26 protein-coding genes and 1 pseudogene are annotated in these 25,151 nt (G+C 39.5%); 20 read left to right on the forward strand and 7 right to left on the reverse strand.

Annotated elements, in window-relative coordinates; genetic code table 11:
• Window positions 1–75: 75 nt before the first annotated feature.
• From secG to FGL90_RS07690, 6 genes are all read left to right on the forward strand, one after another.
• Window positions 76–312 carry a preprotein translocase subunit SecG gene (gene secG / locus FGL90_RS07665; RefSeq protein ID WP_010620584.1) on the forward strand — a complete coding sequence of 79 codons (237 nt, stop codon included), beginning with the start codon at window positions 76–78 and terminating at the stop codon, window positions 310–312.
• 65 nt (window positions 313–377) lie between these two features.
• Window positions 378–1,136: an alpha/beta hydrolase gene (locus FGL90_RS07670; protein WP_225423031.1), complete on the forward strand. Its 759-nt coding sequence runs from the start codon at window positions 378–380 to the stop codon at window positions 1,134–1,136.
• A 3-nt stretch (window positions 1,137–1,139) separates the two neighbouring features.
• Window positions 1,140–3,485, forward strand: coding sequence for a ribonuclease R (gene rnr, locus FGL90_RS07675; protein ID WP_010620586.1), 2,346 nt, complete (start codon window positions 1,140–1,142; stop codon window positions 3,483–3,485).
• A gap of 33 nt (window positions 3,486–3,518) precedes the next feature.
• A complete protein-coding gene (smpB, locus tag FGL90_RS07680) occupies window positions 3,519–3,992 on the forward strand; it encodes an SsrA-binding protein SmpB (protein WP_010620587.1) in 474 nt (157 codons plus the stop codon).
• Window positions 3,993–4,211: 219 nt separating this feature from the next.
• On the forward strand, window positions 4,212–5,600 hold the full coding sequence (locus FGL90_RS07685; RefSeq protein WP_225423061.1) for an ABC transporter substrate-binding protein/permease: 1,389 nt from the start codon (window positions 4,212–4,214) through the stop codon (window positions 5,598–5,600).
• Window positions 5,597–6,340: an amino acid ABC transporter ATP-binding protein gene (locus FGL90_RS07690; RefSeq protein ID WP_010620589.1), complete on the forward strand. Its 744-nt coding sequence runs from the start codon at window positions 5,597–5,599 to the stop codon at window positions 6,338–6,340. Before FGL90_RS07685 ends, FGL90_RS07690 begins: the two co-directional genes overlap by 4 nt.
• A 29-nt stretch (window positions 6,341–6,369) precedes the next feature.
• On the opposite strand, the gene FGL90_RS07695 is transcribed toward FGL90_RS07690, so the two are convergent.
• The gene (locus FGL90_RS07695; RefSeq protein WP_010620590.1) at window positions 6,370–6,945 is read right to left on the reverse strand and encodes an LURP-one-related/scramblase family protein; all 576 of its coding nucleotides are present in this window, start codon (window positions 6,943–6,945) and stop codon (window positions 6,370–6,372) included.
• 120 nt (window positions 6,946–7,065) lie between these two features.
• Here FGL90_RS07695 and FGL90_RS07700 point away from each other — a divergent pair, with 120 nt between their 5' ends.
• The 5 genes from FGL90_RS07700 to FGL90_RS07720 all read left to right on the forward strand — a co-directional run bounded on the left by FGL90_RS07700 (window position 7,066) and on the right by FGL90_RS07720 (window position 9,847).
• Entirely contained in the window at window positions 7,066–7,767 is a 702-nt protein-coding gene (locus FGL90_RS07700) for a uracil-DNA glycosylase (protein WP_010620591.1), read from the forward strand.
• A 57-nt stretch (window positions 7,768–7,824) separates the two neighbouring features.
• The gene (gene pta, locus FGL90_RS07705; RefSeq protein ID WP_010620592.1) at window positions 7,825–8,796 is read left to right on the forward strand and encodes a phosphate acetyltransferase; all 972 of its coding nucleotides are present in this window, start codon (window positions 7,825–7,827) and stop codon (window positions 8,794–8,796) included.
• Window positions 8,797–8,862: 66 nt separating this feature from the next.
• A complete protein-coding gene (tsaE, locus tag FGL90_RS07710; protein WP_033445284.1) occupies window positions 8,863–9,339 on the forward strand; it encodes a tRNA (adenosine(37)-N6)-threonylcarbamoyltransferase complex ATPase subunit type 1 TsaE in 477 nt (158 codons plus the stop codon).
• Window positions 9,332–9,562 (forward strand): GNAT family N-acetyltransferase, encoded by a 231-nt coding sequence (locus FGL90_RS07715; RefSeq protein ID WP_147657581.1) that lies wholly within the window; start codon window positions 9,332–9,334, stop codon window positions 9,560–9,562. The genes tsaE and FGL90_RS07715 overlap by 8 nt, the downstream gene beginning before the upstream one ends.
• Window positions 9,563–9,640: 78 nt before the next feature.
• A complete protein-coding gene (locus FGL90_RS07720) occupies window positions 9,641–9,847 on the forward strand; it encodes a GNAT family N-acetyltransferase (protein WP_147657583.1) in 207 nt (68 codons plus the stop codon).
• 43 nt (window positions 9,848–9,890) lie between these two features.
• Here the strand turns inward: FGL90_RS07720 and FGL90_RS07725 are convergent, their stop codons facing one another.
• The 4 genes from FGL90_RS07725 to FGL90_RS07740 all read right to left on the reverse strand — a co-directional run bounded on the left by FGL90_RS07725 (window position 9,891) and on the right by FGL90_RS07740 (window position 12,643).
• Window positions 9,891–10,817 carry an IS3 family transposase gene (locus FGL90_RS07725; protein WP_147657585.1) on the reverse strand — a complete coding sequence of 309 codons (927 nt, stop codon included), beginning with the start codon at window positions 10,815–10,817 and terminating at the stop codon, window positions 9,891–9,893.
• Entirely contained in the window at window positions 10,760–11,248 is a 489-nt protein-coding gene (locus FGL90_RS07730) for a helix-turn-helix domain-containing protein (RefSeq protein ID WP_225423032.1), read from the reverse strand. Before FGL90_RS07730 ends, FGL90_RS07725 begins: the two co-directional genes overlap by 58 nt.
• 69 nt (window positions 11,249–11,317) lie before the next feature.
• A complete protein-coding gene (locus FGL90_RS07735; protein ID WP_010620596.1) occupies window positions 11,318–11,851 on the reverse strand; it encodes a 3'-5' exonuclease in 534 nt (177 codons plus the stop codon).
• 27 nt (window positions 11,852–11,878) lie between these two features.
• Entirely contained in the window at window positions 11,879–12,643 is a 765-nt protein-coding gene (locus tag FGL90_RS07740; RefSeq protein ID WP_010620597.1) for an exodeoxyribonuclease III, read from the reverse strand.
• Window positions 12,644–12,789: 146 nt separating this feature from the next.
• Between FGL90_RS07740 and murB the strand changes: the two genes are divergently transcribed.
• Together murB and FGL90_RS07750 are read left to right on the forward strand one after the other, a co-directional pair.
• Window positions 12,790–13,692 carry a UDP-N-acetylmuramate dehydrogenase gene (gene murB / locus FGL90_RS07745; RefSeq protein WP_147657588.1) on the forward strand — a complete coding sequence of 301 codons (903 nt, stop codon included), beginning with the start codon at window positions 12,790–12,792 and terminating at the stop codon, window positions 13,690–13,692.
• 23 nt (window positions 13,693–13,715) lie between these two features.
• Window positions 13,716–15,815, forward strand: coding sequence for a cation:proton antiporter (locus tag FGL90_RS07750; RefSeq protein WP_147657589.1), 2,100 nt, complete (start codon window positions 13,716–13,718; stop codon window positions 15,813–15,815).
• A gap of 54 nt (window positions 15,816–15,869) precedes the next feature.
• Here FGL90_RS07750 and FGL90_RS07755 read toward each other — a convergent pair.
• A protein-coding gene (locus FGL90_RS07755) for an IS3 family transposase (RefSeq protein WP_147657317.1) occupies window positions 15,870–17,248 on the reverse strand; the annotation gives its coding sequence in 2 pieces (ribosomal slippage) (window positions 15,870–16,759 and window positions 16,759–17,248; 1,380 coding nt in all).
• A 70-nt stretch (window positions 17,249–17,318) separates the two neighbouring features.
• Window positions 17,319–17,978, reverse strand: a complete 660-nt coding sequence (locus FGL90_RS07760; protein WP_010620600.1) for a DUF1361 domain-containing protein — start codon at window positions 17,976–17,978, stop codon at window positions 17,319–17,321.
• Between the two features lie 172 nt (window positions 17,979–18,150).
• Between FGL90_RS07760 and cdaA the strand changes: the two genes are divergently transcribed.
• The 7 genes and pseudogenes from cdaA to FGL90_RS07790 all read left to right on the forward strand — a co-directional run.
• Window positions 18,151–19,002: a diadenylate cyclase CdaA gene (gene cdaA / locus FGL90_RS07765; protein ID WP_010620601.1), complete on the forward strand. Its 852-nt coding sequence runs from the start codon at window positions 18,151–18,153 to the stop codon at window positions 19,000–19,002.
• Window positions 18,999–19,979 carry a CdaR family protein gene (locus FGL90_RS07770; protein ID WP_010620602.1) on the forward strand — a complete coding sequence of 327 codons (981 nt, stop codon included), beginning with the start codon at window positions 18,999–19,001 and terminating at the stop codon, window positions 19,977–19,979. Before cdaA ends, FGL90_RS07770 begins: the two co-directional genes overlap by 4 nt.
• Before the next feature lie 27 nt (window positions 19,980–20,006).
• Entirely contained in the window at window positions 20,007–21,359 is a 1,353-nt protein-coding gene (glmM, locus tag FGL90_RS07775) for a phosphoglucosamine mutase (protein ID WP_010620603.1), read from the forward strand.
• 182 nt (window positions 21,360–21,541) lie between these two features.
• A complete protein-coding gene (glmS, locus tag FGL90_RS07780) occupies window positions 21,542–23,359 on the forward strand; it encodes a glutamine--fructose-6-phosphate transaminase (isomerizing) (protein WP_010620604.1) in 1,818 nt (605 codons plus the stop codon).
• An 81-nt stretch (window positions 23,360–23,440) separates the two neighbouring features.
• On the forward strand, window positions 23,441–23,563 hold the full coding sequence (locus FGL90_RS10590) for a hypothetical protein (RefSeq protein ID WP_010620605.1): 123 nt from the start codon (window positions 23,441–23,443) through the stop codon (window positions 23,561–23,563).
• A 104-nt stretch (window positions 23,564–23,667) separates the two neighbouring features.
• Window positions 23,668–24,192: a helix-turn-helix domain-containing protein gene (locus FGL90_RS07785; protein ID WP_010620867.1), complete on the forward strand. Its 525-nt coding sequence runs from the start codon at window positions 23,668–23,670 to the stop codon at window positions 24,190–24,192.
• A 53-nt stretch (window positions 24,193–24,245) separates the two neighbouring features.
• Window positions 24,246–25,064 (forward strand): annotated as a pseudogene (locus FGL90_RS07790) (IS3 family transposase); the annotation flags it as partial.
• Window positions 25,065–25,151 lie beyond the last annotated feature (87 nt).

Below are 25,151 nucleotides of genomic sequence, written 5' to 3' on the forward strand. Positions count from 1 at the left end.
TGGAATTCTTCCTTTATTTATGATAGATTAGTATCAGTGTTATCAGACCTATTGCAATGTCTAGGAGGCATTTCTTTGTATAATTTATTAATGACAATTTTGTTAGTTGTGAGCGTGTTGATTATTATCGCCGTTATGATGCAACCTTCAAAACAAAGTGACGCTATGTCTGCTTTAAGCGGTGGCGCAGACGAGTTATTCTCAAAACAAAAAGCACGAGGCTTTGAAGCTTTTATGCAGAAAGTTACAACTGTCCTTGGAATTGTTTTCTTTGTGGATGCACTCGCATTGGTTTATTTATCTTCACACTAGTCAGTTGAACCTCCTGTGATTTGATTACAGGAGGTTTTTTATACATATTCAGGTAAGGGAGTAGGATGATGTTTAAAGCACAGAAACCATTTTTATTTGAACATGGACCAAGGGCTGTCATCCTACTCCATGCATATGCAAGTGGACCAAACGATGTTCGATTACTTGCTCGGACGTTGGAACGTGAGAATTATACCGTATTTGCACCATTATTTACGGGACATTCAACTGGGGAACCGCTTGATATCTTGAGGCTTGGGGACCCTAACGTATGGTGGCAAGATGTTAAGGCTGCGATTGAATATCTAAGGAAAAAAGGATATCAATCGATTAGCATTTTTGGGCTTTCACTTGGCGGAGCGTACGCCATTAAAGCTCTAGAAATGGATAATCAGTTAGTTGCTGGTGGATCTTTTAGTGCACCGGTTTTGACAGAAAGTTTTAGTGATATTTCAGACGAATTTTATCGACTCGCTGATATGACATATAACGCCCAGGAACTAAACGAAACTGAAAAGTTAGGTCGAATTGCTCAAATCAGGCAACAATTACCGGATCAATTGGCATTAATTGATGCGGAAACGGCAAATATTGCCGCACATCTAAGTGATATTTCACAACCAACTTTTGTGGCACAGGGCGGTGCTGACGAGTTGGTGAGTCCTGAAAGTGGTAAGTTACTTTCAGAGGAACTTAATCATTCAGACGTCTCATTTAAGTGGTACGAGACGGCTGGACACGCATTAACGGTAAATAGTGCACACAAACAATTAGAGGCTGACATAAGTCAGTTTCTGAAATCAATCTATAGTGATGAGGAATAAAAAGTGCAAGATAATAATTTAAAAAATCAAATAATCGGGTTGTTACAAAATAACCCAGAAAAAAGCTACTCAGTTGAAGAAATCTCAGATGCCTTACGTTATCATGGTTCAGCGGCATTTAAGTTAATTGTTCAGGAGCTAGCCGTTCTAGAACGTGAGAAGCAAAGTATTGTAACGGGGACTGGCAAATTTCAGCTAAACCCTGCAGCTCTGGTATTATCAGGTATTTTTCATGGTAATGATAAGGGCTTTGGCTTTGTGTCCTATAGTGAAGTTGAATCTGATGCCTTTATTGCACCGGACAATACACTTAGTGCGCTTAACGGAGACGAAGTCGAAATGGAGATTGTGCGTCGTGCAGATCCCCATTCTGACAAGGGTCCAGAAGGAAAAGTCACGAAAATCATCACTCACCACTATGATCATGTTGTGGGAGAATTTCAAAAGACTGATGATGACCAAGGGTATTATGGTCAAATAAGACTTACTGATAAGAAGTTGAAGAGATTCAAGTTCTATGTAACGGACGTTGGATTAAAGCCAACACCTGGTGAAGTTGTGACAGCAGATATTACTGAATATCCTAATAGTCAACATCCACTCGCTATGGTCGGAGTTGCAAATCAAGTTATCGGTAGTGTTGACGATCCAGGAATTGATATTCTTCAGATTGTCTATGCGCATGATATTCCAGCAGAATTCCCTGAGGATGTTTTACAGGAAGCAGATTCAATTCCAGATCACGTGACTGAGGAAGAAATGGCCGGCAGAGAAGACATCACTGATCAAAAATTAGTTACGATTGATGGTGAATCATCAAAAGACTTGGATGATGCTGTGACGGCTTGGAAACTGCCTAATGGTAATTTCCATCTAGGCGTCCATATTGCTGATGTTTCCCACTACGTTAAAGAGGGATCACTGCTTGATCAAGAGGCATTCAAACGAGGAACCAGTGTTTATCTGACGGATCGGGTTATTCCGATGTTGCCTAGACGACTCTCAAACGGAATCTGTTCGCTTAATGAAGGCGTTTTGCGACTTTGTATGAGTTGTGAAATGGAGATTGACCAAGAAGGTAACGTCATTAAGCACCGGATTCATCCAAGTGTGATGAAGTCTACTGCTCGTATGACCTACACAGCGGTCAACCAAATTCTTGAAGCCCATGATGACAAAACCAGAGATGAGTACGCTGAATTAGTACCAATGTTTGAAACAATGGGTGCTTTACACAAAATCTTGTATAAGCATCGTAAGCGCCGTGGCGCAATTGACTTTGATGACCGTGAAGCAGAAATTATTGTGGATGAAAAAGGTCATGCAGTCGACATTAAGCTTCGAGTTCGTGGTTTGGCTGAAAGAATGATTGAATCATTTATGTTAGCCGCAAACGAAACAGTCGCTCAGAACTATGATCAAGCAAAGGCACCGTTCATTTACCGTGTTCATGAAACACCAGATGCTGATCGAATTAAAAGTTTCTTTGAGTTCTTGACGGCATTTGGTGTTAACGTCAAGGGAGATCCAGCTCACTTACGTCCTAAAACGATGCAAGGAATCTTGAAGCAGGTTGCAGGCAAGCCTGAGGAGGCAGTTGTTTCCGTCATGATGCTTCGCAGTTTGAAGCAGGCAAGATATACGGATCAATCGCTTGGACATTTTGGATTGGGAGCGGACTTTTATACCCACTTCACGTCACCAATTCGACGATATCCAGATACTATGGTTCATCGACTAATTCACTACTATGAAGAAAATGGCATAACCAAGCAATCTAAGGCAAAATATGGTGGATTACTTGACGAAATTGCCACTCGTTCTTCAGAAAATGAGCGACGTGCGGTTGACGCTGAGCGAGACACAGACGCCATGAAGAAAGCTGAATACATGGCAGATCACGTTGGCGAAGAATTTGTTGCCACTATCAGCTCGGTTATGAAATTTGGGATGTTTATTGAATTGGACAACACGGTTGAAGGTTTGGTTCATATTAGTAGAATGCAGGATGATTACTACGAGTATGTTGAACAGTACCTGGCACTAGTTGGCCGTAATACAAAACGAACTTATCGAATCGGACAAACTGTTAAGGTTAAAGTTGTCAATGTAGATAAGGAACAGAGTGCAGTTGATTTTGATCTGGTAAATCCTGAAGAAACACCAACCAGTGATTTACTTCCAAAGCGCCCATCTCATTCGCGCGGACCCAGACGTGGTAATGGTGGTTCACACAAACCGGGTCAGTCACATTCAAGTAATCAACATTCCGCACAGCACGGAAATAATCGACCAAATGATAAAAGCAGATCTAATCGAAACGGATCTAATCAAGGTCGGCGAAAATAAAGCGTCGCATCCATTTATATCGAGGTGACGAATTTGGCAAAAAAGAAAACGAAACAAAATGATGACAATGTATTAGCTCAAAACAAGAAGGCCAGGCACGATTATAATATTTTAGAAACTGTCGAGGCTGGCGTTGTTTTGACTGGTACTGAAATTAAGTCTGCCCGTGAGAGACGACTTAATTTAAAGGATGGGTTTGCACAGATTCGAAACGGTGAGGCCTGGCTCGTAAATGTTCACATTAGTGAATATGATCAGGGAAACCGATTCAATCACGATCCGTTGCGAAATCGAAAGTTGTTGCTCCATAAGAAAGAAATTAAAAAGCTCGGAACGATGACAATGGACAAAGGGATTACCATTGTTCCCCTTAAAGTTTATCTGAAAAAGGGTTTTGCCAAAGTTTTGTTAGGAGTTGGCGAAGGTAAGCACGAGTATGATAAACGAGAAACCATCAAGCGTCGAGATCAAGATCGACAAATTGCGAGAGTTCTCAAGCACTATTGATGATTTAAGCCATGAAATAACTTTCATGGCTTTTTTTGTGCACTTAACCTAACATGACGTCCAATATTTTAATTTGATTTTAATAAAACTATCGCATTTTCACAAAATGTATGTTATGTTTTATAACATGAAATTCATTTCAAGAAATGAGGTCGTTTTATGAGAAGCAAATATTGGGTTATTATTTTAAGCTTTTGTTTGACACTCGTATGGCTGGTAATGGGTAATGCCCAAAAGGTTTCTGCCGCTAGCGAGCCTAATTATACGATTGCAACAGATGCAACTTATGCGCCATTTGAATTTCGGGCAGATAATGGTAGTTATCGAGGAATCGATATGGACTTATTGAAGGAAATTTCAAAGAAGGAGCATTTTACATACAAATTAAAGCCAATGAGCTTTAACGCATGTGTACAAGCACTTGAGGCAAAACAAGTGGATGGCGTTATTGCCGGCATGAATATTACCAGTGAACGACGAGTACAATTTGATTTCTCCGAACCGTATTATTCTTCAGGAGAAGTAATGGCTGTTGGTAAGAAAAGTAAAATTAAAACATATAAGCAATTAAAGGGCAAAACAGTGGCTTTAAAAACAGGAACAACGGCTGCAGAATATGGGAAATCATTGCAGCCTAAATATGGGTTTAAAATTAAGTATTTTAACGATTCGAATACCATGTATAATGATGTTAAAGTTGGCAATTCAGTTGCATGCTTTGAAGATTATCCTGTGATGGCTTACGGAATTAAAAATGGAGATGGGCTTAAAATTATCACGAAGCCTCAGCAAGCTGGTAAGTACGGTTTTGCCGTGAAGAAAGGTGAGAACGCCTTACTTCTTAGCAAATTCAATAAAGGGCTGAAGGCAGCAAAAAAGGATGGCACGTACAAAAAAATCGTTGATCGATATCTTTCATCAAAGAAATCTAAATTAACGACTGATTCAAAATCTAGCAGAACTTTCATTGGGTTAGTTAAAACGAATCGAGCAGCTCTATTACATGGTTTAGTTCTAACGCTTGAATTAACAGTTGTTTCAATTTTCTTTGCGACAATCTTAGGAATTATTCTGGGAGTTTTGGGTGTTATTCCAAATCGGATTGCAAAGGGCATAGCGGCAGTCATTATTTATCTCTTCCGAGGGATGCCACTCATGGTTCTAGCATTTTTCATTTATATTGGGCTTCCCAACCTAACTGGAAATAAGATACCTGCGCTAGTCGCCGGAATAATTGCATTAACGCTTAACGAAGGGGCCTATACCGGTGCGTTTGTAAGGGGTGGATTCCTAGCTGTGGATAAGGGCCAAATGGAAGCTGCAAGGTCGTTAGGCTTACCATATGGAAAGGCAATGAGACGGGTTATCATGCCTCAAGGATTACGGATTATGGTGCCATCATTTGTAAACCAGTTCATCATTACTTTAAAGGACACGTCAATTCTTTCCGTTATTGGCCTGTTTGAATTAACCGAAACAGGAACAGTGATTATTTCAAGAAATATGGAAGGGTTCAAAATTTGGACGATAATTGCGATTATCTATATTGTTATCATTACGTTGCTCACTTGGCTATCCAACTGGGTTGAAAGAAGGACACAAGTATGAACGAACAGTTAAAGGTATCAGTTAAAGAACTCCATAAAAGTTATGGCAACAATGAGGTGTTAAGTGGCATTAATTTAGAAGTTGCTCCCAAAGAAGTTGTTTGTGTGATTGGACCTTCTGGTTCAGGAAAATCAACTTTATTGCGGTGTTTGAACGGCCTTGAACAAATAAATTCTGGCATCATTGAAATCAATGGATACAATCTTGTGGATAAAAAAACCGATATAAATAAGGTCCGACAAAATATCGGCATGGTTTTTCAGCATTTCAATCTGTTCCCACATTTATCAGTGATTGAGAATATTATGCTGGCACCCGTTCAACTAAAAAAATTAACAAAAGTTGATGCCAAAAAACGTGCTGTGCGCTTGCTTGATCAGGTTGGACTATCAGACAAGGCAGATGTGAAGCCTGCTTCGCTATCTGGTGGACAGGAGCAGCGAGTGGCCATCGCACGAGCTTTAGCAATGGAACCAGAGATTATGCTCTTTGATGAGCCAACGAGTGCTTTGGATCCTGAAATGGTTGGCGATGTACTTGCCGTCATGAAGGATTTAGCGACAAACGGGATGACGATGGTTGTCGTTACTCACGAAATGGGATTTGCTAAAGAAGTGGCCGACCGAGTGGCTTTTATGGATGGCGGTAAAATTCAAGAGATTGGTACGCCGGATGAGGTGTTTAATCATCCACAAAATACCCGGACGCAAGATTTTTTGAGCAAAGTTATGAACGTGTAAAAAAATAGCCATTCGATAAAGTCGAATGACTATTTTTTATGGTCTTCATCTGAACAAGAGGTAATTCGATATTGAACTTGACCCAAATTTGTCCCGGGATTCAGACGAGATGCTATTCTATTTTTTAAAGGCTGATTACGGTGAGCCCAGTGATCAAGGATTGCCACAAGACAAACGCAAACGGGTTCATCTTCAATCTCGGAGATTACGAGCTCCTTATAATTGTGGCTACCATTATATTCGCCTGATTTAACAGACATAACAAGGTTCAATCCATGGTAAATCTTATAATCGCCCTTAAGCTGATTTCCGACTATAACCCAATTTAAGCCATGAACAAAGGTTAGTTCGTTTTGGAAGGCAATATGTTTAGAAACTGTTCCAACTTTATGCTGGTAAGCGTACAAATCAAACTTAGGAAATAGGCCAGTTGAAAGTTGTTTTAATTCGGCTACTAAACCACCGTGCATATTGTAAGCAGAAATGGAATCAGCAGCTATTCCCCATTTACCGATTAACAAATAAATGGATTGACGCTGTTCATCTCGGACAACAGCAGATTCTTGCGTTTTCAAACTAGATTGATTGATATAAAGCTTGCGCATAAGATCCCTCGTTTCTAGTTTAATAATACTACTAAAGACAGTTTATCATGAACGGAGAAATAAATCCGTTAATGTTATTTCGTGATAAATTATGATAGAATAAACCTTGAGGTGTTGGGAATGAAACCGTTTATTCATAATGACTGGTGGGAAGTACTTCAGCCGGAATTTGAGAAAGCTTATTATCAAAAATTGCATGCGTTTTTAAAGGAAGAGTATCAGAATTATGATATTCATCCGGATATGTTTCAAATTTTTGAAGCCTTCGAGTGGACGCCATATAGTCAGGTAAAGGTCGTTATTTTGGGTCAGGATCCATATCACGAACCACATCAAGCTCATGGCTTAAGTTTTTCAGTTTTACCTGGCGAAAAAATTCCCCCATCTTTGCGAAATATTTATAAAGAATTAGAGTCAGATCTTGGAATCAAACCAGTTAATCATGGTTATTTGGAAAAATGGGCGAAGCAGGGAGTGCTCTTACTGAATTCAGTGTTGACCGTGCGAAATGGTCAAGCGTTTTCGCATAAAGGTAAGGGATGGGAGCAGCTCACTGATGCTGCGATTCAAGCTTTGTCTCAACGCTCGGAACCCGTGGTCTTTATCTTGTGGGGAAGGGCAGCTCAAAATAAGATTAAGTTGATTGATACCAAGACGAACATTGTCATTGAATCGGTCCATCCGAGTCCGCTTTCGGCAAATCGTGGATTCTTTGGCTCAAAACCATTTTCTAAGACGAATATCGCCTTAAAATCAATGGGAGAAGCGCCGATTGATTGGCAATTGCCAGAACACGTTGAATTAACGCAATCTGACAAGTGAGTCCAAGCTATTTCTATAAGAGAGATTGAGAAATATTATTTAGTGGAGGCTTTGTACATGGAACTTTTTGATGGGTTAAAGCAGAAGATTAGCAAGCAAAAGAAAACAATCGTATTCCCTGAAGGGGAAGACGAACGGATTGTTGGTGCCGCAGTTAGATTAGCGGCAGACGATTTGGTAACGCCAATTGTTTTAGGTGACCCAGAACAGGTTAAAAAGCTTGCTGCAAGTCATAGTTGGGATTTAAGCAAGGTACAAGTGGTGGATCCTAAGGTGGCTGCTGATGATGCAATGTTACAGTCATTGGTAGAACGTCGTCACGGAAAGAACACTGAAGATCAGGCCAAAAAAATGCTTGAAGATCCTAATTATGTTGGAACGATGCTTGTTTATATGGATAAAGCAGATGGCATGGTTTCAGGTGCTAATCATCCAACCGGGGACACCGTTCGTCCTGCTTTACAAATTATCAAAACAAAGCCCGGCGTTAAACGAATTAGTGGTGCTTTTATTATGCAAAAGGGTGAAGAACGTTACGTCTTTGCTGACTGTGCCATTAATATTGAATTAGATGCTGCAGGTATGGCAGAGGTTGGCATTGAAAGTGCCCACACTGCTAAGGTCTTTGGTATCGATCCTAAGGTTGCATTACTTAGCTTCTCAACTAAGGGTTCAGCAAAGGGTGAAATGGTCACTAAGGTTGAAGAAGCAACTAAATTAGCACATGAACAAGCCCCTGATTTGGCGCTTGATGGCGAGCTACAGTTTGATGCAGCTTTCGTTCCATCAGTTGGCGAAAAGAAAGCTCCCGGTTCTAAGGTAGCTGGACATGCTAACGTATTTATTTTCCCTGAACTACAATCAGGTAATATTGGCTATAAAATTGCACAGCGTTTTGGCGGATTTGAAGCTATTGGTCCTATTTTACAAGGACTAAATAAGCCTGTCTCTGACCTTTCACGTGGTGCAAATGAAGAGGATGTATATAAAGTTGCCATTATCACTGCTGCGCAATCTTTTGATGCATAAATTTTAAGATAGTCCCTCAAAAGGCGCTCTTTTGGGAGGCTATTTTTAATTTTGGAGGAAGATAATTTGGATTATGAAGTTGAAGTAACAAATTCAGAACAGACATTTGAGCTTGGGAAAAAACTCGCACCATTCCTGTTGGCAAAGGATTTAATTTTACTAGACGGAGATCTTGGCGCTGGAAAAACGACCTTTACGAAGGGATTAGCGAGTGGTCTTGGCATTAAGAAAAACGTCAAAAGTCCTACTTTTACAATTATTCGCGAATATCAAGAGGGGCGATTGCCACTGTACCATATGGATGCTTACCGTCTTGAAGAAGGCGGCGCTGATGAACTTGGACTTGATGAGTATTTTAATGGCGATGGGGTTAACGTTGTTGAGTGGTCGAAGTTTATCAATGAAGATTTACCAGAAAATTACTTGAGAATTGTTTTTTTACGTGAGGATGATCAGGCAGAGAATGACCGAAAACTAATTTTAAAACCAAATGGCTCCAGATTTGAAGAAATCAGTCAAAAATTGGTACATTCAAATGAGTGAAGAAGTGACTGTGCGGGGAGTGGAAAGCGCTGATGCAGCAGCCTTAGTTGAGTTACTCAATAAGCTTCAATCGGAAACGGAAACAATTACCATTGATGAACAAATTCCAATGTTGTCCGTTCAAGAAGAAAGTGACCAATTGGAACTTATTAATCAATCACCTTTGGATCAGGTGATTGTTGCTGATTTTGACGGCAGTTTAATTGGTGTTGTAAGTCTGTAATGCACAGATTCCAAAAAAGCAGAAGCGGAATTAGGAGTTGGCGTCTTAAAAGAATTTTGGAATCAAGGGTTAGGGAGTATGTTAGTCGATGAAGCAATTTATTGGGCTCAGACGACGTCGAAGCTTCGTAAATTATGGCTGACGGTCATCGCCGAAAACGCCGCGGCAATTCATATCTATAAGCGCGCAGGCTTTGAAATCTTAAAAGCCGAGAAGATGCAACTGCCTGATGGCGAAAAAAAGAACACGATTATGATGAATTTATCCGTCAAAAAAGAGTTTTGATCAATATTAATAATGAAGTGAACCCCAAATATTGGAGTTAATTTTAGGCACTGAATTGGTTGGAAAGATCTCGGTATTGAACCGGGGTCTTTCCAGCCAATTTTGTTCTAATTCTCTTATTGTTGTAATAGTCCACATATTTGGTAATGCCGATTTTAAGCTCTTCGTAAGAGGCATAATGATTATTATGCACTGTTCCAACTTTTAGAATATGGAAAAAACTTTCAACAACCGCATTATCCAGGCATGTCGCTTTGCGACTCATACTTTGGATGATGTGGTTTTCTTTTAGCTTTGAAATATAGCTACGATTCTGATATTGAAATCCCTGATCTGAATGAATCAGCATCTTATATGGTAGTTGTGGCTTTGATTTGATTAAATCTTTCAATGGAGTTGTAACAAAATCCACATTTGGGCTAAGCCCAAGGTTCCAAGACAATATCTCATTACTAAATAAATCCACAAAAGCGGTGAAGTAAGCTCGTTCATTAGTGGAACCGGTTCCCCATCTTAATTCAGTAACATCGGTGACTACTTTTTGATAAGGTCGATTCGTATTGAATCTACGCTTTAATTTATTCTTAGCTAGTTTGCCCACAGTTCCTCTATATGAGTTATACTTCCTGGTTTTCCTATCAAAGGCATGACAGAGAACGTTGTTCTGCTTCATGATTTTGAGTACGACCTTATGATTAATTCTTTTGCCTCTATTTTTTAATTCGGCAGTTACAGTGCGATAGCCAAAGTCAGGATTATCCAATCTAATCTGGAGAATTTCAGCTACTAATTTGTGCGGATATCTAGAGTCATCTTTACGCCTAAGGGCGTAGTGAAAGCTACTACTAGCCATATTAATAACTTTGAGGATAAAGCTTAGTTGTTCGTTTAATTCTCGCCTCAGCTCAGTAACTATTTGCGCTTTTTCTTGGTTTGTAAGTCTTTCTTCTTCTGAGCCAAGGCGTGTAATTTTTCCAGATAAGCCACCCGAACCCTTAACACACGATTTTCTTCTTCTAGCTGTTCTTTAGATTTCTTTTCTACATCCTTATTGGACATTAATTTCGACCGCCTTTGATCAATATTGAGGCGTCCTTCTTTAAAAGCTTTTTCCCATTGCCAGATTACAGCTGGATGCTTGATTTTAAACTGCTTCGCAGTTTCAGGATAAGAGGCTCTTTGATTGAAACGCCATTTAATTACTTTCATTTTAAACGAATAATCAAAGTAAGTCTTGGTCTGTTTGTCTTGGAAACTCTCCACACCAAACTGATTAAAATGACGTTTCCACTCATATATAGTCGCAGACCCTTTAATTCCGTACTTTTTATTGATATAGCTTGGTGGAAGGCCATGTGCTAATTCTAGAATAGCCTGTAATTTTATTTTTTTTGAAAACATAATAAAACCCCGATAATTTGGATTTCTCCAATTATCGGGGTTCACTTCATAATTGATCAAAACTCTTTTTTATACTGCGTGGATAAACGGCTTAAGGGGTGCCATGCCAAACTGATTTGCTTCATACAATAAAATATTTGCACATGCCAAGCTATCATCTAATGCATTGTGATGATGCTCAAGCTCAATTCCAAGCGCATTACTGACAGTATCCAATTTATGATTTGGAAGCTGTGGGAAAAATTGACGACTAGTTTTAACCGTGTCCAACGTTAAGTATTGCGCACGAGGTAGCATAAAATGTTCTAAACTGCGCTTGAGGACGCTGTTATCAAACGCGGCATTGTGGGCAATGACTAATTGCTCTTGATTAAAGAGTGGTGAAATGTGTTCCCACATCTCAGGAAAAGTGGGCGCGTCCAAGACATCTTTTTCATGAATTCCATGAATTTGCGTGTTCCGCCAGTTAAATGGCGAATCCGGCTTAATGAGTGAATAGAATTCATCCACTACTTGGTTACTTTGCACTATTGTAAGTGCTAATGAGCAGGCACTATCCCGATGACCGTTTGCAGTTTCAAAATCCATTGCAATAAAATTCATAATTATCTTCCTTTATAAATTGAGTCCTTAGACTTCAAGATTGTGGGTCATCAGCACGACTGGACAATGATCAGATCCCATGACGTTTGTTAATATATTAGCATCTGAAATGCGAGGTGCAAGCGATTTGCTTGCCAAGAAGTAATCGATTCGCCAGCCGGAGTTAACTTCTCTGGCCTTTGTTCGATAGCTCCACCAAGAGTATTTTTCTTTTTTGTCTGGGTAAAAATAGCGATACGTATCAATAAATCCGGAATCTAGAAGTGTCGTAAAATTTTCACGTTCTTCATCGGTGAACCCTGCGTTGTGGTGGTTTGATGTTGGGCTTTTCAAATCAATTTCACTATGAGCAACGTTTAAGTCGCCACAAATAATGACCGGTTTACGTTTGTTTAATTTTAATAGATAGGACTGAAAGGCGGGATCCCATTGCATTCTAAAGTCTAAACGCTTGAGTTCGTGTCCAGAATTGGGCGTATAGCAAGTAACTAAGAAAAACGATTTATATTCAAGCGTAATGGTTCGACCTTCATGATCCAGTTCAGGGACATTTATTCCGTAATGGACGGATAGGGGTTCGTGCTTTGTAAAAATACCTGTTCCGGAGTAACCCTTCTGTTCAGCATAATTATAATATTGATGGTAATTTGGCAAATCCAAAGAAAGCTGGTTTTCCTGCATCTTTGTCTCTTGAATACAAAAGAAGTCTGCGTCAAGTGCCTCAAACTCTGCTTCGAAATCCTTTTTGACGACAGCTCTCAATCCGTTTACGTTCCACGAAATAAATTTCAAGTTAATTCCCCCATTTCAATCATAGTATAGCAAAAATTAGAAGAAAGACCCAGTAAGGTCAAGTAACATGGTATGCGCAACCATAGTGCTCGTGGTAAACTAGTAATAGTTTATTTTAATCGAGAATAACGAGTGAGGATATGAAAATGACAGAGAACATTGAGAAAGAATTCCCGGAACTGACTTTTTTGAAAGATGAGCCATTATCACGTTATACAAATACGAAAACCGGTGGAAAAGCAGATTTATTAATTTTCCCCACATCAAGTGAAATTGTTCAGCAATTATTAAGCTATGCTGATAAACAAAATCTTCCCGTTACAATCATTGGAAATGCTAGTAACTTGATTGTAAAGGACGGGGGCATCAATGGCCTCGTCATTATCTTAACCAAAATGAATAACATTGTGAGCGATGGTTTAACGGTGGCGGCCGATGCTGGGGCTTCGATTATTGCGACAACCCAATTTGCACAAAAAGCATCCCTTACTGGCCTAGAATTTGCGGCTGGAATTCCCGGTAGCGTTGGCGGAGCCGTTTTTATGAACGCAGGGGCTTACGGCGGAGAAATTAGCGAAGTTGCCTCTAAAGCGACCGTGATGACTCAAAATGGTGAAGTTAAGGAACTTAACCATGAGGAATTAGACTTCGGTTACCGCCACTCAAGCATCCAGGATCACCACGAGGTTGTCATTTCAACTACCTTTAAGTTAAAAAAGGGGAATCCTGATCAAATTCAGACCCGAATGGATGAATTGAATGCAAAGCGAGCAGCTAAACAGCCACTGGAATTACCATCATGTGGTAGCGTCTTTAAACGACCAACTGGCCATTATACAGGGCAATTGATTCAGGAAGCAGGCTTGCAGGGACTCAAATGGGGTGGCGCGCAAGTCTCCACTAAACACGCTGGTTTCATTGTGAACATTGATCACGCAACCGCGACAGATTACTTAGATTTAATTCATCATATTCAAGCAGTTGTTTACGAAAAATTTCAAGTACACCTAGAAACTGAGGTACGAATTATCGGAGAAGACGCTAAGTAAATAAGGACAGGGGGAGATTGTAAGTGCCAATTGTAGAAGCCGTTATATTGCTAACCACATTAGTCTTAGCATCAAATATTATTAGCCACTACCTAACCTTTATCCCCGTTAGTTTAATTCAAGTAACCCTGGGATTAGTCATTGCAATTGTTTTTAACGTCAAAATTGAACTAGAAACAGATTGGTTTTTACTACTGTTTATTGCGCCACTGTTGTTTAATGATGGTCGGCGATTCCCGAAACAAGAACTTTGGAAGCTAAGGGGACCCATATTTGCAAACGCAATTTTGCTAGTTTTCATTACAACCATTGCGGGTGGATTCTTAATTTACCTTATGATTCCCAAGATGCCACTGCCAGTTGCAATTGCGTTGGCAGCTATTCTATCACCTACTGATCCAGTTGCCGTTCAATCTATTTCTAAACGAGCTAAGTTACCAGATGCGATTCTCCATTTAGTGAGCGGTGAGAGTCTGATCAATGATGCATCAGGGTTGATTGCGTTCAAATACGCGGTAGCCGCAACGGTGACTGGCTATTTCTCACTCGCTCACGCAACGAGCGATTTTTTATACATTAGTTTAGTCGGCCTGCTTGCCGGTCTGATTTTAATGTTGGCAATTGAACTATTAAAAGATATTCTGCGCCGACAAGGAATTAATGACGTGGTGTTTAATGCGGTTTTACAAATTATTACGCCATTTGTCATCTATCTAATTACCGAAGAGGTCGCCCATGCATCTGGGGTTATCGCGGTTGTGGCAGCTGGAGCACTTTCACACGCGCAAGAGAATCGGCTTATTGAAGATTTACCCGAGTTAAGGTTGGTAACCGAAAATACCTGGGACATCATTATTTACCTATTAAACGGAATTGTTTTTGTAATTTTAGGGATTGAGCTTCCGCTGGCAACGCGAGAAATTATCACGAATTCTGAGTTTAGCACGATGCAGGCAATTGCCTATTCATTTGGTGCCTGGTTCATCATTTTGGTCATTAGGGTGATTTGGATATTAATTTATCAAACTATTTCGTATATTCGCAAACGAGGGAAAAAGCCCAGTTTACGGGTTTCACTATTGTCAGGACTTTCTGGTGTGCGGGGTGCAATCACAATGGCCGGGGTTCTTTCCATTCCGTTAGTGACGTCAACTGGCGCTGAGTTTCCCGAGCGTGCGCTTGCCCTATTTGTTGCGGCAGGGGTCATTATTATTAGTTTGGTAGTTGCAACGATTACGCTGCCGATTATTTCCCCAAGGGGGGGGCAACCTCTGCAAACACGAGATTCTCCAATAAACGAGGAAGTTGAAGAAGTTGAGGATGAAGAAGGCAACACCCTCATCAGTGTTGAGGAAGCAAAAGCGTACATCATGCGCTTGGCTGTTTCCAAAATTGAAGAAAATCGGCGACTCACAAATCAGCGTGCCGCATATGACCTTATTTTGGATTATCAATTTATCATTAGAAGGTTGGAGATTAATTTTAGGGATGACGAACTTATTCAAAGTACGCTGCAGGATGAAATTACACTAAGAAGAGTGGGCTATAATAGCGAGTTAGATTCATTAGAGCAGTTGTACAAGAGTCGCCAGATTTCTAGAAATAGCTATTTAGTTGTTGGTAATCGAATTCGGCGAAGTGAGCGACGCGTTGTGCAGTCATCTGGGCACCTCATGATGTGGTCACTTAGAAATGGAAGAGTCTGGGGCAGACAACTTGTTCGAAATGTCCGGATTTGGTTAATGAGTGATGATACCGCTGAGGTGGAAGCAGATATTAATTTGATTGAGCGCGAAGGGTCGAAAGCGGCTATCAAAGCACTGTCAACTTACCTAGCCCGAAAAGATGTGAATGAAAAACAGTTTGATAATCAGGCCATCTATCATTTGGTGATTCATTACCGGAATAGAATTGAACGGGCAAAATCAACTGAACAAAAGTCACAAGAAGTTTACCAAAAGCAAATTAATAAGTTACGGACGTTAGCGCTCGGAGCTGAACGAAATGGCGTACAATCGCTTCTGGAAGCAGGGAACATTACGTGGCAAATGGCTGCCAGTTTGCGGGAATATATTAACTATTCTGAAAATGTCCTGATGATGTCAGTGGATGATGACGAATAGGATGACGACACAAAAATACCTAGGTGAAGTGAACCCCAAATATTGGACGAAACTTTAAGCAACTTTCTGGGTGGTAAGAGTTCGGTATTTAACCGGACTCTTACCACCCAGTTTTGTTTTAATTCTAGAAAAATTATAATATTGAATCCAGCTCGATATTGCTGAAGTTAACTCTTCAAGCGTATTGAGCTCTTTTTGATAGTACACTTCTGCTTTCATTATGTGAAAGAAGCTTTCCATTGCGGCGTTATCTAAACAGGTTGCTTTTCGAGACATACTTTGAATAATTCGACGTCGTTTCAAAATCTGAACCCAACGAATATTCTGATATTGGAATCCTTGGTCTGAATGGATTGTTGTGCGATAACCTAATTGTTTGGGAATGCGATTGATTGCTGACTCTAAAACCTTTGTCGTGAATGTCACAGTTGGATTTAAAGAAATATTATAGCTAAGTACTTCGCCAGAAAACAAATCATAGATACACGTAAAATAAGCACGCTCTTCAATCGTTTTCTTGCCCCAACGAATTTCAGTAATGTCTGTCGTTAATTTTTGATAAGGACGATCTGACATGAACCGGCGGTTAAGTCTGTTTTTCGCAATAGTGCCAACCGTTCCTTTATAAGAATTATACTTTCGAGATTGTTTACTAAAGGCAGTCGACAGTAGGTTTAATTCTCGCATCAAGCGTAATACTTTCTTGTGGTTAACGACTATACCCATTTCGCGTAATTGCCCAGTAACCTGACGATAACCCGCCGCAGGAGCCTTAGTCTTGAAATCAGTAATTGTTTGTTTAAGTCCCGCGTCTTTGTCGCTATCAACGGCAACGTGACTTACAGCGTAGCTGTATGTACTTTTGGCCATTCCAACTACTTTGAGGATCTTGACAAGCTTATAGCTCGACCTTAATTCTTGGATGATTTGTGCTCGTCGTCTTGTTGTGATCGAACCAAGGCCTTCAATTTTTTTAGATATTCGTTCTCAATCTTTAGTAATTCGTTCTCTTCGCGTAAATGTTCTAGTTCACTTTGCTTCTTAACTTTCTTGTTTTGTTTATTCGTTGGCATTAGCTTTGGTTGCCCCTTACCACGATACAAGGCATCAACACCATTTCTTTCGAAAGAACGTTGCCATTGCCAGATTGTGGACGGCGCAGAAATATCGAAGTTAAGGGCAGTTTCAGTTAAGGACGCCTGGTTCGTTTTCATCCATTTTAAAACATTTACCTTAAAGGAGCCATCATAAACTTTTCCTGGTCTTCTAACTTCAAGTCCTTCAGTACCGAAATGTTGATATTGTCTGATCCATTTATTAACGGTTGTATAACTTTTGATCTGGTATTTACGAGCGATTAACTTAAGTCCGAGCGAAGTGGTCAAATAGTCTTGAACAACCTTAAATTTAAATAGTTTAGTGTATTTTGTCATAGTAAAACCCCCGGTATTGGATTTGGTCCAATACCGGGGGTTCACTTCAAGGATATTATCCTAGGTATTTTTATTTATCTTCAAATTTAGGTGTCTGGCGGATTAACGAGAAAAATCCAAATATAAGAAGTTGCATAATTGACAAAATGACGACAAACATCAGCATTTTAGGAGTCCACATGGTCATCAACCTATTGACGATAAAATTAGGGGAGGTAATTAAGTAGATGGTGTGAATTCTGAGAAAGCGGCCAATGAAAATTCCAATGCTAGATAGTACCGTAAGAACAATAATTATCAAGTTTCGAGCCCAAATATGATGATTGGCGAGTCGACCTGCAATAGCGTTGCTGACATGTCCTAAACTCCACATACCGAAAACGGTACAGAAAAGGGTACTAATTAGCATAAATGAAAAATAGGCCCACATGTGAATTGAAAGCTTTAGCAATCCATCAGCTGCATATGGACTTAGTAGCGAGAGATGGAATAAATCTGTCAACATGTACGGTGCATTTGGATAGAACAGCAACCAAATGACGAATGTTATCCAGAAAATAACCCGACTCTTTGGCTGGGAAGCATTCAAATGAAATCCTAATTCAATGGGAATGTAGCCCAGAAAAGTGTTTAGAAGCAGGAATTCATAGGGCTGTTTGACAAATATCCAAAGGAATGCCATCCAACCGATAAAAAATATTCTAATGAGCCAACGATTCCTTTGTGACAACGGCGAAACCTTCCTTCATCCTCTTTACTTAAATAGTAACAGAAAAGAATAATTTTGATTAGGGGTTCGTGCTAGTTTAACCAATTGCTAATAATTCAATGCCTTTTGAAATGGCGAAATTTGTCGCCTAGCGTGATATAATGGTAAACGAACTAAATTTGGAGGAAAATCAATGAATTTCAATTGGACGAACTTACTTACATGGCATAATATTGGCAATTTGCTGGACATATTAGTGGTCTGGTTTGTTGTTTATGAACTCATCATGCTGCTAAGAGGAACAAAGGCCGTTCAACTTTTTCGTGGAATCATTGTCATCATTTTAATCAAGCTTGTCAGCTGGTATATTGGCCTTGGGACCGTTTCCTGGATTATGGATCAAATTATTAATTGGGGAGTGATTGCGGTTGTGATTATTTTCCAACCGGAAATTCGCCGTGGTCTTGAGCATCTGGGTCGGGGTTCCATTTTTGTTAGAAACCGGCATGAAAATGAAGCTGAAAATAAAATGATTGATGCTTTGGATAAAGCAATTCAGTATATGTCCAAGCGAAGAATTGGTGCTTTAATCACCATTCAAATGGACACTGGATTGGATGATTACATTGAAACTGGAATTGACCTCAATGCTGAGATTACCGGTGAACTGCTAATTAATATTTTCATTCCAAACACGCCACTACACGACGGCGCGGTCATTATTAAGGACAATAAAATTGCGGTTGCGGCCGCATACTTGCCCCTATCAGAAAGCAACTTAATTCCGAAAGAGCTTGGAACACGTCACCGTGCAGCGGTTGGTATTTCAGAAGTAACCGACGCCTTAACGATTGTGATTTCGGAAGAAACGGGTGAGGTTTCAATTACCAAAAATAATGAATTACTTCGTGATATGAATCAGGATGATTATTTGAAGTTTTTCAGAAACGAACTCGTTAGTGATCAAAACGTTGAAAAGCGAAATGCCTTTACTTGGGTAGTTGATCAAGTTGAACATTTTTTCCGAGGAGGTGACGCCAAGTGAAAAATTTCTTCAATAGTAAATGGATGTACCGACTTTTCGCGCTGTTACTTGCAGTTCTACTATTTGCATATGTCAACAGTGCAAAAGTGAGCTCAACCCGTCAACAAACGAGCACCAACAGTGGAAAAACGTCATTAACGGCGACTAAGAAAGAATCGGTTCGGGTGCCACTTCAGTTAGACGTTAATTCTCAAAAATATTTTGTAACTGGCTACCCTGAAATGGTTAAAGTGGTTTTAAGTGGGCCTTCAGCTTTAGTAACCACAACTGCTAATACTCAAAACTTCAAGGTTTATGCATCATTAAAGGGACTTGGAACTGGGTTGCATAAAGTTAAGTTACATATTGAGGGACTAAATAAAGATATCCAATCACGTTTGACGCCGAGAACAATTACGGTTGATGTTCAAACTAGAAAAACGAAATCATTTAAAATTCAAACAAAATATAATTCAAATAATATAGCTGAGGGATATGTTGCTGGTAAACCAACAACTGGTACAACAAGTGTTAAGGCGACTGGTGCTGCAGGCGAAATCGCAAGAATTACGAGCGTTGTCGCCCAAATTAATGTGCCGCAACAAGCTAAAACAAGCGTTAATTCCCAGGCAATTATTGAGGCACTTGATAAAAGTGGTAAGACGGTCAACGTTATTTTGACGCCTTCGACAACGACTGCCAATCTACCGATTACGGCTAATGGCAAAACCAAAAAAGTTAATGTCAAATTTAAGGCCAAAAATGGGAGTTCTAATACAGATTACAAATTTACTAGTACAACCAAATCAATTGAGGTCATTGGCACTAGTGCAGAACTAGCTGACCTTGATGACTTGACGGTTAGTGTCGATGTTTCTGGAATTACAAAAACCAGTACAAAAACCGTTTCTTTAAATTCTAGCGAATACAATGTTAAATCGATTTCGCCAAATCGAATCAAAGTTAAAGTTCAAGCAACTGCTACAGATGATGAGTAAGATTAAAGAAGAAATGAGGATATTAAGATGAAGTATTTTGGAACAGATGGTGTAAGAGGCGTTGCAAATAAGGAATTAACCCCTGAATTGGCGTTTAAATTGGGACGCGCAGGTGGTTATGTTTTAACCGAACATGCAGAAAACCAAAATGAAACCCCACAAGTCCTAGTCGCACGCGATACTAGAATTTCTGGGCAAATGTTAGAAGAAGCCCTCGTTGCGGGTCTGCTCTCCGTTGGGATAGAAGTTCTAAAGTTAGGAGTTATTACGACTCCTTCTGTTGCCTACCTCGTTAGAACGCAAGGAGCTGCTGCGGGAGTTATGATCACTGCCTCCCATAATCCTGTTGAATACAATGGCATTAAGTTTTTTGGGAATGATGGTTACAAGTTATCAGATGCAATGGAGGAAGAAATTGTCAACATTGTCGATTCTGAAGATAAGTTACCACGTCCAGCATCAACAGGCTTGGGAACGGTTGAGGATTATTCAGAAGGTAGCCAGAAGTATATCCAATTCTTAGAGCAAACGATTTCTGGTGATTTAGCGGATATGCATATCGCCGTTGACTCAGCAAACGGCGCAACTAGTAATCTCGTTTCAAGATTATATGCAGATTTAGGATCAGATTTCGATACGATTGCAACGACGCCAGATGGATTAAACATTAATAAAAATGTTGGATCTACACATCCAGAAGCCTTACAAAAGTTCGTTGTGGAAAAGGGTGCCCAAATTGGTTTGGCATTTGATGGCGATGGCGATCGTTGTATTGCGGTCGATGAGTTAGGTAATATCGTTGATGGCGATAAAATTATGTACATTTGCGGGAAATACATGTCTGAACACGGACGACTAAAGAAGAACGCGATTGTAACGACGGTGATGAGTAATTTAGGAATGTATAAGGCGATGGAACAAAACGGAATGACCAGCGTTAAAACACAGGTTGGTGACCGTTACGTTGTTGAGGAAATGCTTAAAGATGGCTACAACTTGGGTGGCGAGCAATCTGGTCACATCGTATTTCTTGATTTTAATACGACTGGTGATGGGATGCTTACTAGTTTGCAACTGCTAAGAGTTATAAAAGAAACGGGCAAAAAATTATCAGAATTAGCTGCAGAGGTTAAAGATTATCCACAAAAGCTAGTTAATGTGAAAGTTTCCGATAAGAAGGCGGCTTTAAACAATCCTAAAATAAAGGCAATCATCGATACGGTTGAAAAAGAAATGTCAGGTGACGGACGGGTTCTCGTTCGACCTAGCGGGACTGAGCCACTTCTTCGTGTAATGGCTGAAGCGCCAACAACCGAGGCTGTTGAAACGTATGTTAATCGAATTGCTGATGTTGTAAAAGCAGAAGTTGGAATAGAATAGCTTACAAAAAGCAGAACTGATTTGAAATCAGTTCTGCTTTTTCATTTAAGTACGTATACCACTTTAGATATTTTTTATTGACAAGCATTGGTTAACACTGTAAAGTGTAGATGTTATTAAGGAACGAGAGACTGCTCAATGTCTATACCAATTATAAAAATATCTAGTAAAGGATGACTAATATGTGCGGAATTGTTGGTGTTACAGGAAACGATAATACAGTGAAAATCATACTTAATGGTTTACAGAAACTCGAATATCGAGGTTACGATTCAGCGGGAATTTTTGTAAACTCTAAAAATGGCCAGGATTACCTAGTTAAAGAAAAGGGTCGAATTAAAGACTTAAGAAAAGAAGTGGGACCAGAAGTTCACGGGACAGCCGGAATAGGTCATACTCGTTGGGCAACCCATGGTGTTGTGAGCGTGGATAATGCGCATCCACAGGTTTCTAAAGATGATCGATTCTATCTAGTTCACAATGGCGTAATTGAAAATTTCCAAGATCTTAAGAGTGATTTTTTAAGTGATGTTCCATTTACAAGCCAAACAGACACAGAAGTTGTTGTCCAGTTAATTGACAAGTTTGCTGTTGAAGATCATCTTGATGCACATGATGCCTTCGTTAAAGCACTTGGTTATTTAAAGGGATCATCATACGGCTTTCTGTTGATGGATCGTGAGGAACCGGAAACACTCTATGTTGCTAAAAATAAGAGTCCACTGTTGATTGGTTTAGCAGATGGCTACAATGTGGTTTGTTCAGATTCATTAGCAATGCTCAACGAAACACATGATTTTCTTGAACTAATGGACGGGGAAGTTGTTACAGTTAAACCTGATGAAGTTATTATTGAAAATAAAGATGGGGAAAAAGTTGAGCGGAAACCGTTCCATGTCGATATGAATGCTGATGAAACTGATAAAGGCACATATCCATTCTACATGTTGAAGGAAATTGATGAGCAACCTAATGTCATGCGCAAACTAGCTCAAGAATATCTTTCAGATACTGGAAAACCAGTAATAAGTGATGATTTATTGAATGATATGCAAGAAGCCGATCGACTTTACATTGTTGGTGCAGGAACAAGCTATCATGCTGGACTAGTTGGAAAACGACTTTTTGAAAGTATGACGCAAAAGCCAACTGAAGTTCATATTTCTTCAGAGTTTGCTTATGAGCAACCAATTTTATCAGAAAAACCATTCTTTATTTTCTTGTCACAAAGTGGTGAAACTGCTGATAGTCGAGAAGTACTAGTTAACGTTAATTCGGGAAACTATAAGAGTTTGACACTAACTAATGTTCAAAATTCAACACTTTCCAGAGAAGCAACGTATACGTTATTGTTACATGCTGGTCCAGAGATTGCGGTTGCGTCAACTAAAGCTTATACAGCGCAGATTGCATTAGAGGCTATTTTAGCAAAAGCACTTGGCGAACGTGATAACCAAATTGTTGCTAGCAATTTTGATATTCGGCAGCAATTAGGATTAGTTGCGACTGGTATGCAGGCACTTGTTGATGAAAAGAATGTGATTGAGAACATTGCAAAAGACTACTTCTTGAACACACCAAATGCCTTCTATATTGGCCGTGGACTCGACTGGACAGTTTCCCTAGAGTCAGCCTTAAAGCTTAAAGAAATTTCATACGTTCAAGCTGAGGGGTTTGCTTCAGGTGAGTTAAAACACGGAACCATTGCTTTGATTGAGGAAGGAACACCAGTGATTGGAATTATTACACAAAAAAGAACCGCTGGATTAACGCGTTCTAATTTGCAGGAAACAATGGCCCGCGGTGCTAAAACAATCACAATTGTGGCTAGCAAGCTTGCTAAGCCTGGGGACACAATTATTCTGCCAGACATTGATGAGCACCTAACGCCGTTGCTTAGTGTTGTACCAGCCCAATTACTTGCTTACTACACAAGTTTGAATAAGGGACTTGATGTTGATAAGCCAAGAAACTTGGCCAAAAGTGTGACAGTTGAGTAGCGAGACTGCCTTTTAATAGACGAATTTTGTATACCGTGTTAGAATATCTTTCGTTGAGCATTATTGCGGGAGATGATTAATATGAAATATACAAAGAAACGAGCTTCGAATAAGAAAGAAACTTCTAAAAAAGAAGCAACTTGGGAGAAGTTTAAAAATCAACAAAATGAATTAAATACCAATCGGCGGGGTCTTCGTCGTTAAAAGAGGCTGGGACAAAAGTCCTAATCTAAAATAAAAGAACCAGGAATTTGAAGGGCTCCGATAAAGTTAGACAAAAATCTAACTGAATCGGAGTCCTTTTCTGTATGTCAAAATATACTTTAGAATTTAAAATGAAAATTGTTAATGAGTATTTAGAGGGTAATTATAGTTATAAAGATTTGGCAAGTATGAATGGCCTGAATCATTCAATCATTGTCAGATGGGTCCAACGTGCAAAAATCAATGGAATGTCAGCACTGGCATCCAAAAAGGCAAAACGAAGTTTTAGTGGTCAAGATAAGGTTAATATATTAGACTACATGTTAACTAATGGCTTAAGTTTCAATGAAACAGGTGCTCATTTTGATGTGGAGCCCAGTTTGATTTATCAGTGGAAAAGGAAATTTGATGAACATGGCATTGATGCCTTACAAGCCAAACGAGGAAGGCCATCAAAACAAATGATAAAAAAGAAAGCAATCCCGAAAAATAAATTAGATGCGTTGAAACAAGAGAATTTGGAACTAAAGCAACAGCTTCAGACAGCTAAAATGGAGCTAGCCGTCTCAAAAAAATTAGAAGCCTTAGCGATCAAGAAAAGACGACGAAAGAATAACTTACCCAAGTAGTACAATCGTTAAGGCAGCAATTCGACCTAACGGTCCTCTTAGCAGTTGTAGGATTAAATCGCAAAACTTTTTATTATCATTTAAAGCATTCCCACGATGATAAATATCGTGAAGTAAAAGATGTCATCCAATGGCTTTACGATGGTAGCGAGGAGACTTATGGCTATCGTCGAATGCATGTAGAACTATTGAAAATGCAGTTTACGTATGATGACGATACGGTTCGTAAAATCATGCGCAGCATGGATTTAATGCCTACGTGCTATTGGACAAGATCTGGTAAGTTTTCTTCGTATCGTGGTGAACAAGGAAAAGTTGCTAAAAATATAGTTCGAGAAAAATATGTCATCAAACAGAAAAAGTCGTTTAAATTTGTTGTAGAACAGCCGTACGATGTACTGACGACCGATGTTACCCAAATTAATATACTTGGTACTAAACTCTATTTGTCCGCCGTTATCGACATGTACAGTAAAGAAGTATTAGCATTTGACATACGAAACTCACCAAATGCTGCCCAAGTAATTGCGTGTTTAGATCAGCTAAAAGAGGTCTTGCCTGAAGATGTAACTCCAGTACTCCATAGTGATCAGGGGACCTTATACCAATTAGATGGATATCAAAATAAGTTAAAAGAAATTGGTTTATCTCAAAGTATGTCCCGTAAGGGAAATTGTCTCGATAATGCACCAATGGAAAGTTTTTTCAGTTTAGCAAAAAGAGAATTCATCTGGCGTAAAAATTTCAAATCAGTCGAAGAATTTAAGCAAGCTTTTGCTAAATACATCTCAAGATTCAACAACGTGCGAATTTCTAGAAAAAGTAAGGGCCTGACTCCTATCGAAATTAGGAATCAAGCCCTTACAGCCTAAAAATATTAATATAAGTGTCTAACTTTTTTAGAGCCCATCAATTCGAATTTGAATTCCTGGTTCTTTCATTTTATGTAGGCACGGTGT

It is taken from the genome of Secundilactobacillus malefermentans, assembly GCF_008033155.1.
Taxonomy (GTDB): domain Bacteria; phylum Bacillota; class Bacilli; order Lactobacillales; family Lactobacillaceae; genus Secundilactobacillus; species Secundilactobacillus malefermentans.

Bases quoted from the DNA above. Each gene is read 5' to 3' on its own strand.
- FGL90_RS07670 (WP_225423031.1), top strand. From the start codon at position 378: ATGATGTTTAAAGCACAGAAACCATTTTTATTTGAACATGGACCAAGG.
- FGL90_RS07685 (WP_225423061.1), top strand. From the start codon at position 4,212: ATGGGTAATGCCCAAAAGGTTTCTGCCGCTAGCGAGCCTAATTATACG.
- FGL90_RS07690 (WP_010620589.1), top strand. From the start codon at position 5,597: ATGAACGAACAGTTAAAGGTATCAGTTAAAGAACTCCATAAAAGTTAT.
- FGL90_RS07695 (WP_010620590.1), bottom strand. From the start codon at position 6,945: ATGCGCAAGCTTTATATCAATCAATCTAGTTTGAAAACGCAAGAATCT.
- FGL90_RS07700 (WP_010620591.1), top strand. From the start codon at position 7,066: ATGAAACCGTTTATTCATAATGACTGGTGGGAAGTACTTCAGCCGGAA.
- pta (WP_010620592.1), top strand. From the start codon at position 7,825: ATGGAACTTTTTGATGGGTTAAAGCAGAAGATTAGCAAGCAAAAGAAA.
- FGL90_RS07715 (WP_147657581.1), top strand. From the start codon at position 9,332: ATGAGTGAAGAAGTGACTGTGCGGGGAGTGGAAAGCGCTGATGCAGCA.
- FGL90_RS07720 (WP_147657583.1), top strand. From the start codon at position 9,641: ATGTTAGTCGATGAAGCAATTTATTGGGCTCAGACGACGTCGAAGCTT.
- FGL90_RS07730 (WP_225423032.1), bottom strand. From the start codon at position 11,248: ATGTTTTCAAAAAAAATAAAATTACAGGCTATTCTAGAATTAGCACAT.
- FGL90_RS07735 (WP_010620596.1), bottom strand. From the start codon at position 11,851: ATGAATTTTATTGCAATGGATTTTGAAACTGCAAACGGTCATCGGGAT.
- murB (WP_147657588.1), top strand. From the start codon at position 12,790: ATGACAGAGAACATTGAGAAAGAATTCCCGGAACTGACTTTTTTGAAA.
- cdaA (WP_010620601.1), top strand. From the start codon at position 18,151: ATGAATTTCAATTGGACGAACTTACTTACATGGCATAATATTGGCAAT.
- glmM (WP_010620603.1), top strand. From the start codon at position 20,007: ATGAAGTATTTTGGAACAGATGGTGTAAGAGGCGTTGCAAATAAGGAA.
- glmS (WP_010620604.1), top strand. From the start codon at position 21,542: ATGTGCGGAATTGTTGGTGTTACAGGAAACGATAATACAGTGAAAATC.
- FGL90_RS10590 (WP_010620605.1), top strand. From the start codon at position 23,441: ATGAAATATACAAAGAAACGAGCTTCGAATAAGAAAGAAACTTCTAAA.
- FGL90_RS07785 (WP_010620867.1), top strand. From the start codon at position 23,668: ATGTCAAAATATACTTTAGAATTTAAAATGAAAATTGTTAATGAGTAT.